This is a genomic window from Pseudomonas sp. GD04158 (assembly GCF_029834875.1).
In the GTDB taxonomy this organism is placed as follows: domain Bacteria; phylum Pseudomonadota; class Gammaproteobacteria; order Pseudomonadales; family Pseudomonadaceae; genus Aquipseudomonas; species Aquipseudomonas hydrolytica.
On record NZ_JAODYT010000096.1, the window covers coordinates 1 to 12,782 of the forward strand.

At 66.1% G+C, this 12,782-nt stretch carries 15 protein-coding genes; 5 read left to right on the forward strand and 10 right to left on the reverse strand.

The features are described 5' to 3' along the window. The 4 genes from N7333_RS21995 to N7333_RS22010 all read left to right on the forward strand — a co-directional run. The coding region (locus N7333_RS21995; protein WP_279859389.1) for a hypothetical protein at window positions 1-455 on the forward strand (455 nt) is incomplete at its 5' end. 37 nt (window positions 456-492) lie between these two features. Continuing rightward, window positions 493-2,283: a zinc-dependent metalloprotease family protein gene (locus N7333_RS22000; protein ID WP_012019975.1), complete on the forward strand. Its 1,791-nt coding sequence runs from the start codon at window positions 493-495 to the stop codon at window positions 2,281-2,283. 52 nt (window positions 2,284-2,335) lie between these two features. Further along, complete coding sequence (locus N7333_RS22005; RefSeq protein ID WP_012019976.1) at window positions 2,336-2,869, forward strand: type II secretion system protein N; 534 nt, start codon at window positions 2,336-2,338, stop codon at window positions 2,867-2,869. A 253-nt stretch (window positions 2,870-3,122) separates the two neighbouring features. After that, a complete protein-coding gene (locus N7333_RS22010) occupies window positions 3,123-3,446 on the forward strand; it encodes a DUF3392 domain-containing protein (RefSeq protein WP_004373808.1) in 324 nt (107 codons plus the stop codon). Window positions 3,447-3,606: 160 nt separating this feature from the next. On the opposite strand, the gene N7333_RS22015 is transcribed toward N7333_RS22010, so the two are convergent. The 5 genes from N7333_RS22015 to N7333_RS22035 all read right to left on the reverse strand — a co-directional run bounded on the left by N7333_RS22015 (window position 3,607) and on the right by N7333_RS22035 (window position 7,472). Next, window positions 3,607-4,950, reverse strand: a complete 1,344-nt coding sequence (locus N7333_RS22015) for a DUF1329 domain-containing protein (protein ID WP_012019977.1) — start codon at window positions 4,948-4,950, stop codon at window positions 3,607-3,609. Between the two features lie 181 nt (window positions 4,951-5,131). Next, window positions 5,132-5,848 carry a tRNA (guanosine(46)-N7)-methyltransferase TrmB gene (gene trmB / locus N7333_RS22020; protein ID WP_012019978.1) on the reverse strand — a complete coding sequence of 239 codons (717 nt, stop codon included), beginning with the start codon at window positions 5,846-5,848 and terminating at the stop codon, window positions 5,132-5,134. A gap of 68 nt (window positions 5,849-5,916) precedes the next feature. After that, the gene (locus tag N7333_RS22025; protein WP_012019979.1) at window positions 5,917-6,711 is read right to left on the reverse strand and encodes a thiazole synthase; all 795 of its coding nucleotides are present in this window, start codon (window positions 6,709-6,711) and stop codon (window positions 5,917-5,919) included. A 19-nt stretch (window positions 6,712-6,730) separates the two neighbouring features. Beyond that, window positions 6,731-6,931, reverse strand: coding sequence for a sulfur carrier protein ThiS (thiS, locus tag N7333_RS22030; protein ID WP_004373815.1), 201 nt, complete (start codon window positions 6,929-6,931; stop codon window positions 6,731-6,733). A gap of 169 nt (window positions 6,932-7,100) precedes the next feature. Next, on the reverse strand, window positions 7,101-7,472 hold the full coding sequence (locus N7333_RS22035; RefSeq protein ID WP_129482506.1) for a DUF423 domain-containing protein: 372 nt from the start codon (window positions 7,470-7,472) through the stop codon (window positions 7,101-7,103). Window positions 7,473-7,647: 175 nt separating this feature from the next. Between N7333_RS22035 and mtgA the strand changes: the two genes are divergently transcribed. Then, entirely contained in the window at window positions 7,648-8,376 is a 729-nt protein-coding gene (mtgA, locus tag N7333_RS22040) for a monofunctional biosynthetic peptidoglycan transglycosylase (protein WP_004373817.1), read from the forward strand. 117 nt (window positions 8,377-8,493) lie between these two features. On the opposite strand, the gene N7333_RS22045 is transcribed toward mtgA, so the two are convergent. The 5 genes from N7333_RS22045 to ftsY form a co-directional block, all read right to left on the reverse strand. Then, on the reverse strand, window positions 8,494-9,105 hold the full coding sequence (locus N7333_RS22045) for a hypothetical protein (RefSeq protein WP_129482505.1): 612 nt from the start codon (window positions 9,103-9,105) through the stop codon (window positions 8,494-8,496). A 62-nt stretch (window positions 9,106-9,167) separates the two neighbouring features. Continuing rightward, a complete protein-coding gene (gene rpoH / locus N7333_RS22050) occupies window positions 9,168-10,022 on the reverse strand; it encodes an RNA polymerase sigma factor RpoH (protein WP_004373819.1) in 855 nt (284 codons plus the stop codon). Window positions 10,023-10,134: 112 nt separating this feature from the next. Further along, window positions 10,135-11,151, reverse strand: a complete 1,017-nt coding sequence (gene ftsX / locus N7333_RS22055; RefSeq protein ID WP_129482504.1) for a permease-like cell division protein FtsX — start codon at window positions 11,149-11,151, stop codon at window positions 10,135-10,137. Beyond that, the gene (ftsE, locus tag N7333_RS22060) at window positions 11,151-11,819 is read right to left on the reverse strand and encodes a cell division ATP-binding protein FtsE (protein WP_004373830.1); all 669 of its coding nucleotides are present in this window, start codon (window positions 11,817-11,819) and stop codon (window positions 11,151-11,153) included. Before ftsE ends, ftsX begins: the two co-directional genes overlap by 1 nt. After that, a partial coding sequence (gene ftsY / locus N7333_RS22065) for a signal recognition particle-docking protein FtsY (protein ID WP_279859390.1) occupies window positions 11,816-12,782 on the reverse strand: 967 nt, incomplete at its 5' end. The genes ftsE and ftsY, both read right to left, overlap by 4 nt.

A 12,782-nucleotide genomic window follows, 5' to 3' on the forward strand; every position in this document is an offset into this window, starting at 1 on the left:
CCAGCGAACCGGCGGCGGCGCAGATGACGCTGTGGGACGCCGGATCGCTGCAGGAAGAGGAAACGGACGGCATTACCCGCCACCTCACCCATGTCGATCCGCAGCAGCTCGCAACCCTGCATACCGGCCAGGTCGTGTCCCTGGCCCTGCCGGGGCGGCAGCACCCCGTGCGCGCGAGCCTCAGCGATACCCGCAATACCGCCGGCAGCGCCGTCTGGCATGGCGCCCTGCTCGACGGCGAGGCCATGGAAAGCATGACCCTGGTGCGCGGCAAGCTGGAAACCCACATCACCCTGGCCACCGTGGACGGCAGCCTGTCGATCATCGTCGACAACGCCACCGGCAAGACCGTGATCACCGACGAAAACCAGCTGGTCCTGCGCGCCGATCCCAACGATCACCTGCATTACGACCATAAAGAGCTGCCCCCGCTGCCGCCGCCCGCCCAGGGCTGATGCACCTCTCTTACCCCCCAGCACAAGGACTGCAGACATGAAGAACGTGCAATGGTTATCCGCCCTGGCACTGGCGCTGGCCGCCCACCACGCCCAGGCCAACCCCGAGACCGTCGATATCATGGTGCTCTACACCAAGGACGCCCAGGCGCTGCCCAACGGCCGCGACATCGACGCACGCATCGCCAGCTACATCGAGTACACCAACAACGCCTACGCCAAGAGCGGGGTCAACCTGCGCCTGCGTCTGGTTCACAAGCAGCTGCTGGACTGGGCCGACTACTACGACGTGTCCTCGGCCAACCTCAACAAGTTCACCTACGATACCCGCGTGCAGCGTCTGCGCGAGCAGTACGGCGCGGACCTGGTGCAACTGATCAACCGCACCACCCAGGGGCAGGGCTACGGCGTCTGCGGCATCGCCTGGATGGGAACCGGGCCGAAGAACAGCGACCGCTTCAACAGCGGCGCCAAGGAGATGGCCTACGGCCTGACCGGGGTCGACTGCAGCCTCAGCACCTTCGCTCACGAGGCCGGCCACAACATGGGCCTGCGCCACTCCTACGAACAGGACATGCAGGAAGGCTACTACAACACCAACGGCCACAACGGTACGCATGAATGGAGCCGTGGCTACGGCGTGCAGGGCCAGTTCAGCACCATCATGGCCTACCCCCAGGTGTTCGGCGCACGCCGCCAGGCACCGGTGTTCTCCAACCCGCGCCTGCGCGACAGCGAATGTGCCAACCAGGCCTGCGGCCAGAACGAGCATGCCGATGCGGTACGTGCCCTGAACGCCATGGCCGGCCAGATCGCGGCATTCCGCCCGACACTGGTGCCCGTCACCGGCAACCCGGGAACCACCAACCCCGGTACGCCACCGACCGAACTGCCCTGGTGCAGCAAGCCGGCGCTGAAGGGGCTGGTGCGCAATGGCGAGTTCACCACCAGCGACGACTGGCGCGCGCTTTTCGGCCAATCCGACCTGAGTCTGGTCAACGTGGCCCTGAACTGCCGCGACAACGCCCTGCAGATGGACGCGCGCGGCTTCGACATCCTGGCCACCCCGGTCAGCGGCCTGCGTGACGGCGTGCAGTACCGGCTCAGGGCCAACAGCATGCTCAAGGCCCGCAACAGCCGCGAGAACGTGCGACTGGCGATCCTGCAGGAGGGTCTCGACGGCCGCCTGACCTACAGCTCGGAGCAGTCGGCCAGCCTGTCCGTCAGCGGCAACGAATTCAGCCGCCTGGAAAAGACCTTCACCTACCGGACGCCGGCCAACGCACGCAATCTCTATGTGGCGGTGTGGAGCGACAGCGGCAGCAGCCTGCTGATCGATGAGGTGGAGCTGCAGGAGATCCAGAGCAGCACGCCGCCAGCGGCGCCCGCGCAGTTCGGCTGGAACTTCGAAAGCGGCATCGGCGGCTGGTCCGGCTACCACGGCAGCGCGCGCGTCAGCACCTACGCCAGCAGCGGTCGTCAGGCGCTGGAAGCCTATCAGCGCGAGTACGAAGGTTCCGGCGCCAGCGTCAGCCTGCTCGGCAACCTGGAGGCCGGCAAGCGCTATCGCATCGAGGCGGACCTGAGCATCGGTCGCAGCACCTCGGTCAGCGCCGTCGCCTACGCCTATCTGTATGTCGAGGACAGCAACGGTCGCGGTCAGTATCTGCCGCTCGGTCAGCGCAACACCCGCGGCGGCAGCTGGAGCAAGCTGCAGCATGAAGTGCAGCTGCCCGCCGGTCCCCTGCGCCGTGCCGAGCTGTTGCTGCTTGGCACGCAACGCAGTCAGTCGCTGTTCATCGACAACGTCAGCGTAACCCGGCTGTAAGCCAGCGCGCCCATGGCCCCAGCGGCCATGGGCGCGCCAACGAGGAACGGTCATGGCACCCGCCAACTCCGGCGCAGTGCGCCACCTGCCGGCCGGCCTCTGCCTGCTGGCACTCCTGGCCTGCAGCCTCAGCCTGAGCTACCAGGCCGCGCAGCTGTGGCGGTTGCTGCAGGAACCGCCCGCCTACACCCAGGCGCCACCGCCAACGCCGCCGCGCGTGGCGGATCGGCAACGGCTGGCCATGCTGTTTCCCGCCCCGCTGCCCGGTCATGCCGGCCCCGCGCCGGCCACTTCCCTGCAGCTGACCCTGGTCGCCGTGTTCGGCAACCCCGAGCAGCAGCGCTCCAGCGCCATCATCCGCCCGCACGGGCAGACCGCGCGGCGCGTTGCGGTCGGCGCCGAGATTGCGCCCGGCATCAAGCTGCACAGCGTCGGCTCGCACTACATCACCCTCGACCGCCACGGCCGTCGGGAGAGTCTGCATTTTCCGGTGAACAACCATCGGCCGCTGATGCCCGCCGCAGACGCACGCGGCCAGGCGCTGGCGCCGCAACCTGAGCCCGTGACAAGCCTGGCGGGCCGTTGATGTCCAACCCGCCCGATAGCGTCCCGCGACGCCGCACACAGGCCGGTGCGAATCCGGTAGTCTATGGCGCCGAAACCTGCGCCGTCAGGGTTCGCGGCCCCGCGCGAAGCGCGCGCTGGCGTCTCGCTGCCCGCCGTTGCCTGCCAGCCACGTCGTGTCCCGGCAGCGGCTTACTGCGAAGAGACGGCCAAGGTCGTGCAACCGGCCAACCTGCCGCGCGGCCGGTTCTGCCCGGCGTCAACAAGGAGCCTCAATGGATTTGCTACTGGACCTGATCGTCACCCTGTCGCGCTGGAGCCGCAGCCACCTCAGCGACATCTCTCTGGCCATCATGGCCACTCTGCTGGTGCTGTTCGGGCCGGCCATCAACGCCTGGGTCCAGCGCACCATTGGCAATCTCAACTTCGTCCTGCGCACCCTGCTGTTCGTGGTGTTCTGCGCAGTCGGCTACGGTCTGGCGATCGTCTTTCTCACCCCCTGGCTGGCCAAGGGCCTGGCGCACTTCAACAACTTCACCCTGGCACCGGTGCTGATCCTGATCTTCGTGGTGATCGGCATCATGGCCGACCGCAACTAAGAAGTGCGCTCCATGGGGTGCGCCGTGCGCACCACCTACCGAGTTGCCGGGGAGCGCAAGTGGTGGTGCCAACCATGTCCAACACCGCCATAAAAAACGCCGCGCTCCGGTAAAGGAGGCGCGGCGTTTCGCTTGTACCAGCGGCCATTGGCCGCGTGACTCAGTTGCCTTCGCGGCGCAGCGCCTGCGGCGTGAAGTCGCGAGGGCTCAGCCTGGCGTCGAAGTCGTACATCTTCTCGTTGTTGTCCAGGCCATCGGCGAAGTAGCGGCCGCCCTTGAGGTCGTAGATGGTCTCCAGGGTCGAGCCGAACATCGGCACCTCGTAGTAGCTGATCGGGTGGGCCTCCTGCAGGCCGATCAGCGCACCGCTGCGGTCATACAGGTCGACGGCGAGGATCTGCCAGCTGTCCTCGTCCAGGTAGAAGCGGCGCTTGGCGTACGGGTGGCTGAAGCCGGTACGCAGGTCCGCCTCCACGACCCAGACGCGGTGCAGCTCGTAGCGCAGCAACTCGGGGTTGATGTGCTTGGCCTGCAGGATGTCGGCATAGGGGATGCCCTTCTGGTGCACGGCGTAGCTGTTGTACGGCACCAGCATCTCGCGCTTGCCCAGAAGCTTCCATTCGTAGCGATCCGGCGCGCCGTTGTAGGAGTCCACCTGGTCGGCGGTGGCCATGCCGTTGGTATCGGGCTGCAGGGTGTCGTAGGCGAGCATCGGCAGGCGGCGCACGCGACGCTCGCCGCGGTTGAAGCGCCAGGCCTTGCGGATCGCCAGCACCTGATCGAGGGTTTCCTGCACCACCAGGGCCGAGCCGGCCAGCTTGGCCGGCGCCACCACCTTGTACTTGTAGTGGAACAGGGTGTTGTCCAGATCCTGCGGGGCTATGCCTTCGCGGCCGTAGACGAAGTAGATGTCGCGCTCGAGCTTGAGCAGGTTGTAGCTGCCGTTGCTGAGCACCGCCGCCTGATTGGTGGCCATGCTGATCTGGTCGCCGCGGTAACGCATGACATGGTTCCAGATCGCTTCCTGACCGTCCGCCGGCAGCGGGAAGGGTATGCCGGAAGCCGCGCCCTGAACGCCATTGCCGCCGGAGATCAGCTCGGCATTCAGCGCATTGAAGCGGGTAGCGTCGTAGATGCGCTGCGGCGCCGCGGCGCTGCGGCGGGTGGGGAACACGCGCAGGTAGTAGCTGGGGTTCTGCTGCAGCAGGGCCTTGAGGCCAAGCGGCAGCTGCTGTTCGTACTGCGCCAGGTTCTGCCCGTCGACGCGATACAACGGCCGATCATCGGCATAGGGATCCGGGTGATGCATGCCGGGCTGGTAACTGGCAGGCGGCGTGGCCAGGCCTCCGGTCCAGGCGGGAATGGTGCCACTGGCATTACCGGCGCGCTCGCCGCCGAGTGGCGTCAGGTCCTGGCCCAGGCGCGCGGCCTGGCTGGCGTCGACCTTGGCCTGGGCCTGGAAGGCCAGGGCAGTCAGCAGGACGATGGATACCGATCTCAACACAATGCTCTCCTCGCGACGCCATGGCAGCGGCGCCGCTATTGTCCGCGCCCCTGATGGGTGCGCTTGTCTTTGTTGTGTTCTGCGGTGAGGTGCCGTCCTGGCCGTCGGGTGGTCCCGATCTAGTGATGCGTCCTGCCGGTTTTGATAAGGGCTCCAGTTCCCGGCGCGAAGCCGGTTCGGTTCACTCCTGGCGCTGGAACTTCAGGTCCCATACGCCGTGACCGAGGCGTTCGCCACGGCGCTCGAACTTGGTCACCGGACGCTCCTCGGGGCGCGGCACGTAGGTGCCGTCGGCAGCCAGGTTGCGGTAGCCCGGTGCAGCGTTCATCACCTCGAGCATGTGCTCGGCGTAGTTCTCCCAGTCGGTGGCCATGTGCAGCACGCCGCCGATCTTCAGCTTGCGGCGCACCAGCTCGGCGAAGGCCGGCTGGACGATGCGGCGCTTGTGATGACGCGACTTGTGCCAGGGATCGGGGAAGAACAGCAGCACGCGATCGAGGCTGGCATCGGCCACGCAACCCTGCAGCACTTCCAGGGCGTCGCAGCTGTAGACACGCACGTTGCTCAGGTTGTGCGCCATCACGCCATTGAGCAGCGCGCCGACACCGGGCTTGTGCACCTCGACACCGATGAAGTCCTGCTCGGGCGCGGCAGCGGCCATCTCCAGGGTGGAATGGCCCATGCCGAAGCCGATCTCGAAGGTGCGCGGCGCGCTGCGCCCGAATACCTGGTCGAAGTCGCGCAGGCCGTCTTCCAGCTCCAGGCCGAACAGCGGCCAGCCCTTGTCCAGGCCACGCTGCTGGCCCTCGGTCATGCGTCCGGCACGCATCACGAAGCTCTTGATGGTGCGGCGCTGGCGGCCGTCTTCGGTCAGTTCGGGCTGTTGGGTGTCGGTCATGCTGTGCTCTTGTAGATTGCGTTACGACTTGGCGCGCCGGCGGCCCGACGCGCAGCAGATCGTCATCGTTATTTGATCAGGCCATCCAGCGGCGACGAGGCGCTGGCATAGAGTTTCTTCGGCATGCGGCCGGCCAGGTAGGCCAGACGTCCGGCCTCGACCGCGTGCTTCATCGCGCGCGCCATGAGAATCGGGTCCTGCGCATGGGCGATGGCGCTGTTGAGCAGCACCGCCTCGCAGCCCAACTCCATGGCGATGGTGGCGTCGGAGGCCGTGCCCACGCCGGCATCGACCAGCACCGGCACCTTGGCTTCTTCGAGGATGATGCGCAGGTTGTAGGGGTTGCAGATGCCCAGGCCCGAGCCGATCAGGCCGGCCAGCGGCATCACCGCGATACAGCCGATCTCGGCCAGCTGGCGGGCGATGATCGGATCGTCGCTGGTGTACACCATCACGTCGAAACCGTCCTTGACCAGGATCTCGGCGGCCTTGATGGTCTCGATCACGTTGGGGAACAGGGTCTTCTGGTCGGCCAGCACTTCCAGCTTGACCAGCTTGTGCCCGTCGAGCAGCTCACGGGCCAGGCGGCAGGTGCGCACCGCTTCTGCAGCGTCGTAGCAGCCGGCGGTGTTGGGCAGGATGGTGTACTGCTCGGGGCTGATCACGTCGAGCAGGTTCGGCTCGCCCGGGTTCTGGCCGATATTGGTGCGGCGCACCGCCACGGTGACGATCTCGGCGCCAGAGGCGGCGATGGCGTCGCGGGTCTCGTCCATATCCTTGTACTTGCCGGTACCCACCAGCAGGCGCGACTGGTAAGTACGACCGGCCAGGGTGAAGGGCTTGTCGCTGCGAACTTGGCTCATGGGAAATTCCTCAGAGGGATCAACCGCCGCCGATGGCGTGCACCACTTCCACCTGATCGCCCTCGGCGAGACGGGTGCTGTCGTGCTGGCTGCGTGGAACGATGTCCAGATTGAGCTCGACCGCCACGCGGCGCCCGGTCAGATCGAGACGGGCCAGCAGGTCCGCGACGCTCTGGTTGTCGGGCAGCTCGAAGGGTTCTCCATTCAATTGAATGCGCATGACGGCTCGGTCACAACTAGGAAGAGGGCCGGCATTCTAGCCCGATAGCCAGCCGCGACCAAGGCTAAAAGGCGTCATTCGTCCTCATTTCTGACGCCAGGGTCAGGTCTGGCACGACAGGGGCGCCATACGCACCGCCGGTCGTCCCAGCGCCTGAACGGCGCGCAGCCTAGGCCAGCTTCCAGGCCGCCAGGCCCAGGCACAGCCAGCCGATCAGGAAGGCAACACCGCCGAACGGGGTGATCATGCCCAGCTTGCCGACACCGCTGAGAGTCAGCAGGTAGAGGCTGCCGGAAAACAGCACGATGCCCAGCGCGAAGGCGCCACCGGCCAGATTGACCAGCCGACCCGGCGCGTGCAGCGCCAGCAGGCCGACGCCGAACAGGGCCAGCGCGTGGATCAGCTGGTAATGCGTGCCGGTCTGGAACACCGCCAGGTACTCAGGCGTCAGCCGATGCTTCAGACCATGGGCGGCAAAGGCACCGAGGGCAACGCCGGTAAACCCGGCGAAGGCGGACAGCAGCAGCCACAGACGAGCCATGCAACCTCCGGAAATGATTGACGATGCGGCGCAGTGTAACCCTTGCCGCGTCGCGGGAAATGAGCGGCGTTGTCACACCACGCCGGTATTGATTGGCGAATATGTCGATCAGGATCGCGAACAAATTCGCTTCTGGCGCCCGCGCCTGAGCCACCGTTCTGTTTTAATAGCCGCCATGCTTCGTTCCCTGACCCGCCGCCTGCTGAAACTCCTGTTCTGGCTGATGCTCGCCAGCGCACTGCTGGTGCTCGCCCTGCGCTGGCTGCCGCCACCCGGCACGGCGCTGATGCTCGAGCGCAAGATCGAGTCCTGGGGCAGCGAGCAACCTTTGCAGCTGAAACGTCAGTGGCGCCCCTGGAACGAGTTGCCGGACCATCTGAAGATGGCGGTGATCGCCGCCGAAGACCAGAAGTTCGCCGAGCACTGGGGCTTCGACGTCGGCGCCATCCAGGCGGCGCTGGCACACAATCAGAGCGGCGGCTCGCTGCGCGGCGCCAGCACCCTGAGCCAGCAGGTGGCCAAGAACCTGTTCCTCTGGTCCGGCCGCAGCTGGCCGCGCAAGGCGCTGGAGGCCTGGTTCACCGCGCTGATCGAGCTGTTCTGGCCCAAGGAGCGGATTCTCGAGGTCTACCTCAACAGCGTGGAATGGGGCGACGGCATCTTTGGTGCCGAAGCGGCCGCCCAGCATCATTTCGGCGTCGGCGCGCCCTACCTGAACCGCCAGCAGGCCAGCCAGCTCGCCGCCGTCCTGCCCAACCCGCGGCGCTGGAGCGCCGGCCGCCCGGACGCCTACGTCAATCGCCGCGCCGCCTGGATTCGCCAGCAGATGACGCAGCTCGGCGGCAGTCACTACCTCAACCAGCTCAAACCCAGGTACCCGGAATGGTGGCCACGCTGGCTGTAGAACCCGCCGGATGACGCTGCTGCGGTCGGTGCACGCGGCGCACCCTACGGCCGAAACGCCGGACAGCGTAGGCTGCGCCGTGCGCGCCGGGGATATCGATCGGCGCGATCCAGGCCACTAGCGGCGAGGGGCGAACGCGCGCTTGGGCACCGCATGCAGCAGCGCGACATCATCGCCCTGCAGGTGCACGGTCAGCCCCCATTGCGGATAGACCCAGGCCCGACCGTCGGCCAGCTCCAAGGTCAGCCGTGACTGCCCGAGACTGGCGGCCAGGCGTTCACTGGCCAAAGCATCAGGCGCTTGCAGATTCAGGCTGGCAATGGCAAAACCGGCCATCTGCTCGCCCAACGACTCATCCAGCACCACTTCGGCATCGCCTGGCTTCAGGCCTTGTGCGGCCATCAGGCTGTCGCGCTGATTCTTGCTCAAGGCCAGTTCAGCCTGCAGTGACCACTCGCCCTCTTCCCCTCCGAGCTTCGCCCGATGGAACAGTCGGGCGCCGTCCAGGCGCGGCTCCAGCCACAGCTCGCCCGCAGCCAGCGCCTGCACATCACGCAGCCTCAGCTCGTCTTCGGCCAGTGGCTGCAACAGCACCTCGCGCCACTGCTGCAGATTGGCCAGCGGATGCACCTCAGCGCTGCGCATCAGCCAGGCGCCCCAGGCGAAGAACAGCACAGCGACGATCGCGAATATCAGCCAGTGCTGCGCTTTCAGTGGGGCTTTGTTCACGGCAATTGCTCCAGACAGAAAAAAGCCGCACCAGGGTGCGGCTTTTCGGTGTAACGGCAGGCTCAGGCGGCAATCGAGCCCTTGAGCTTGTTCATCGCGTTCTTCTCGAGCTGGCGGATACGCTCGGCCGACACGTTGTACTTGGCGGCCAGGTCGTGCAGCGTCGCCTTCTCCTCGGCCAGCCAGCGCTGGTAGAGGATGTCGCGGCTGCGCTCGTCCAGGCTTTCCAGCGCTTCGTGCAGGTTGCTGCTGGAACTGTCGCTCCAGTCGGCATCCTCGAGTTGGCGGGCCGGATCGTAGCGGTGGTCTTCCAGGTAGTGCGCCGGCGACTGGAAGGCGCTGTCGTCGTCGGCATCGCTGGCCGGGTCGAAGGCCATGTCCTGGCCGGTCAGACGACTTTCCATCTCGCGCACTTCGTGCGGCTCGACGCCCAGGCTCTCGGCCACGGCGGTGACTTCGTCGTTGTTCAGCCAGGCCAGACGCTTCTTCTGGCTGCGCAGGTTGAAGAACAGCTTGCGCTGCGCCTTGGTGGTGGCCACCTTGACGATGCGCCAGTTCTTCAGGATGAACTCATGGATCTCGGCACGGATCCAGTGCACGGCGAAGGACACCAGACGCACGCCCATTTCCGGGTTGAAGCGCTTGACCGCCTTCATCAGGCCGACGTTGCCTTCCTGGATCAGGTCGGCCTGGGCCAGACCATAACCGGAGTAGCTGCGGGCGATATGCACCACGAAACGCAGGTGGGCCAGCACCATCTGGCGGGCGGCCTCGAGATCCTGCTGATAGTAGAGACTCTCGGCCAGTTCACGCTCCTGCTCGGGCGTCAGCAACGGGATGCTGTTGACGGCATGCACGTATGCTTCCAGGTTGGCGCCCGGAACCAAAGCATGAACAGGTTGCAAGGAAGTGGACATTCGAATCCTCCGATTCACGAAACTCGCGCAGTGTAGCACTGCGCAATCAGACGCGGTGCCTGTGGATAAGTTCCGTTACAGATAGTCGACAACATTGAAAAACAATGGCTTATCAGCGCGGCGCGAGCTCGTTGAGGTGTCTCGCCACCGCCAGCCAGGCGCCAATATAGCCCAACAGCACGGCGCCAAGCAGCAGGGATAGACCATCGGACGACGGCACCCCGCCCAGAGCGAAATCGCTGCCATATAAACCTGACAACCGTACCACTGCGTGGTTCAGCCAATCCAGCCCGAAAGCCAGCAGCAGCCAGGCGAACACCCCAGCACCAAAGCCGTACAGCGCGCCCATATAGAGGAAGGGCCGGCGCACGTAACCGTCGGTGCCGCCGACCAGCTTGATCACCTCGATCTCGGCGCGGCGGTTCTCGATGTGCAGGCGGATGGTATTGCCGATCACCAGCAGCAGCGCCAGGATCAGCAGCAGGCTGAGGCCGAAGACGAAACGATCACCCAGCTTGAGAATGGCGGTCAGACGCTCGACCCAGACCAGATCCAGCTGCGCCTGTTCCACCCGCGGCAGTTCCGCCAGGCGCTGGCGCAGGGCCTCGAGCTTGGCCTTGTCGACTTCCTTGGGCGTCACCAGCACCACGCCAGGCAGCGGGTTCTCCGGCAACTCCTTGAGCGCCTGGCCCAGGCCCGACAGCTGCTGGAATTCTTCCAGCGCCTGCTCGCGGCTGATCCATTCGGCCTCGGCGACATCGTCCATCGCGGCGATCTGCTCGCGCAGCGCCTGGCCGTCACGCTCGCCGGCGGACATCTCCAGGAACAGGGAAATCTGCGCGGCACGCTGCCAGGAGCCGCCGAGCCTCTCGACGTTGTCCAGCAGCAGGGAAAGGCCCATGGGCAGGCTCAGCGCCACGGCCATCACCAGGCAGGTGAAGAAGCTGCCGATGGGCTGACGGGCCAGGCGCTGCAGGCTGTCGACCAGACTGGCACGATGGCTTTCCAGCCAGGCGTGGAACAGGGTGCGAAAATCCGGCTCGTCGGCCGGACGATCGACCACCTTGTTGCGCGGCGCGGCGCCGACCCGTTCGGCCGGCTGCGGTGTGGGCATCTTCGACGCGCTCATCAGGCAGCCTCCCCGTCACCGATCAGACGGCCACGTTGCAGAGTGAGCATGCGGTGGCGCATGCGGGCGATCAGCGCCAGGTCGTGGCTGGCGATCAGCACCGTGGTGCCGAGCTGGTTGATGTCCTCGAACACGCCCATGATCTCGGCGGCCAGGCGCGGGTCGAGGTTACCGGTCGGCTCGTCCGCCAGCAGCAGGGCCGGGCGGTGGACGATGGCGCGGGCAATGCCAACGCGCTGCTGCTGACCGGTGGACAGATCACCCGGCGCTTGCGCGGCCTTGTCGCTGAGGCTGACCCGCTCCAGCGCGGCGCCGACGCGCTTGGCGATCTCCGGCTTGGACAGGCCGAGAATCTGCAGCGGCAGGGCGACGTTGTCATACACGCTGCGGTCGAACAGCAGCTGGTGATTCTGAAACACCACGCCGATCTGCCGGCGCAGGAAGGGAATCTGCGCGTTGGTGATGGTCGACAGGTCCTGCCCGGCCAGCAGCAGCTTGCCGCTGGTGGGCCGCTCCATCGCCAGCAGCAGGCGCAACAGGGTGCTCTTGCCGGCACCGGAGTGGCCGGTGACGAAGAGAAATTCGCCGGGGCGAACGCGGAAGCTCAGCTCGTGCAGCCCGACATGGCCATTGGGATACCGCTTGGCGACCTGCTCGAATCGGATCATCCGCGCTCGCGCTCCTCGAAGAGTGCCTGGACGAAGGCCTGCGCCTCGAACGGACGCAGGTCATCGATGCCCTCGCCCACGCCGATGTAGCGAATCGGCAGGCCAAACTGCTTGGCCAGGGCGAAGATGACGCCGCCCTTGGCAGTGCCGTCGAGTTTGGTCAGCGCCAGGCCGGTGAGGTTCACCGTCTGGTCGAACTGCTTGGCCTGGCTGATGGCGTTCTGGCCGGTGCCGGCATCGAGCACCAGCAGCACTTCGTGCGGCGCGGTCTCGTCCAGCTTGCCGATCACCCGACGGACCTTCTTCAGCTCTTCCATCAGGTTGTCCTTGGTGTGCAGGCGCCCGGCGGTATCGGCGATCAGCACGTCGATGCCGCGCGACTTGGCGGCCTGCACCGCATCGAAGATCACCGAGGCCGAGTCGGCGCCAGTGTGCTGGGCGATCACCGCGATGTTGTTGCGCTCACCCCAGACCTGCAGCTGCTCCACCGCGGCGGCACGGAAGGTATCGCCGGCGGCGAGCATGACCTTCTTGCCGTCCAGTTGCAGCTTCTTGGCCAGCTTGCCGATGGTGGTGGTCTTGCCCACACCGTTCACCCCGACCACGAGGATCACGTAGGGCTGCTTGGCACTGTCGATGACCAGGGGCTGCTCGACCGGCTTGAGCAGGGTCACCAATTCTTCCTGCAGCGCCTTGTACAGTGCGCCGCTGTCGGCCAGCTCCTTGCGCGCCACACGTTTGGTCAGGTTGCCGATGATGGTGGTGGTCGCCTCGACGCCGACATCGGCGGTGAGCAGGCGGGTTTCCAGATCGTCGAGCAGGTCGTCGTCGATGGCCTTCTTGCCGAGGAACAGGCTGGCCATGCCTTCGCCCAGACTGGCGCTGGTCTTGGACAGGCCCTGCTTGAGGCGGGCGAAGAAGCTCGGCTTGTCCTGGGTGGCCGGCAGCGCAGCAGGCGGCGCG

Bases quoted from the DNA above. Each gene is read 5' to 3' on its own strand.
- N7333_RS22000 (WP_012019975.1), top strand. From the start codon at position 493: ATGAAGAACGTGCAATGGTTATCCGCCCTGGCACTGGCGCTGGCCGCC.
- N7333_RS22005 (WP_012019976.1), top strand. From the start codon at position 2,336: ATGGCACCCGCCAACTCCGGCGCAGTGCGCCACCTGCCGGCCGGCCTC.
- N7333_RS22010 (WP_004373808.1), top strand. From the start codon at position 3,123: ATGGATTTGCTACTGGACCTGATCGTCACCCTGTCGCGCTGGAGCCGC.
- trmB (WP_012019978.1), bottom strand. From the start codon at position 5,848: ATGACCGACACCCAACAGCCCGAACTGACCGAAGACGGCCGCCAGCGC.
- N7333_RS22025 (WP_012019979.1), bottom strand. From the start codon at position 6,711: ATGAGCCAAGTTCGCAGCGACAAGCCCTTCACCCTGGCCGGTCGTACT.
- thiS (WP_004373815.1), bottom strand. From the start codon at position 6,931: ATGCGCATTCAATTGAATGGAGAACCCTTCGAGCTGCCCGACAACCAG.
- N7333_RS22035 (WP_129482506.1), bottom strand. From the start codon at position 7,472: ATGGCTCGTCTGTGGCTGCTGCTGTCCGCCTTCGCCGGGTTTACCGGC.
- mtgA (WP_004373817.1), top strand. From the start codon at position 7,648: ATGCTTCGTTCCCTGACCCGCCGCCTGCTGAAACTCCTGTTCTGGCTG.
- rpoH (WP_004373819.1), bottom strand. From the start codon at position 10,022: ATGTCCACTTCCTTGCAACCTGTTCATGCTTTGGTTCCGGGCGCCAAC.
- ftsX (WP_129482504.1), bottom strand. From the start codon at position 11,151: ATGAGCGCGTCGAAGATGCCCACACCGCAGCCGGCCGAACGGGTCGGC.
- ftsE (WP_004373830.1), bottom strand. From the start codon at position 11,819: ATGATCCGATTCGAGCAGGTCGCCAAGCGGTATCCCAATGGCCATGTC.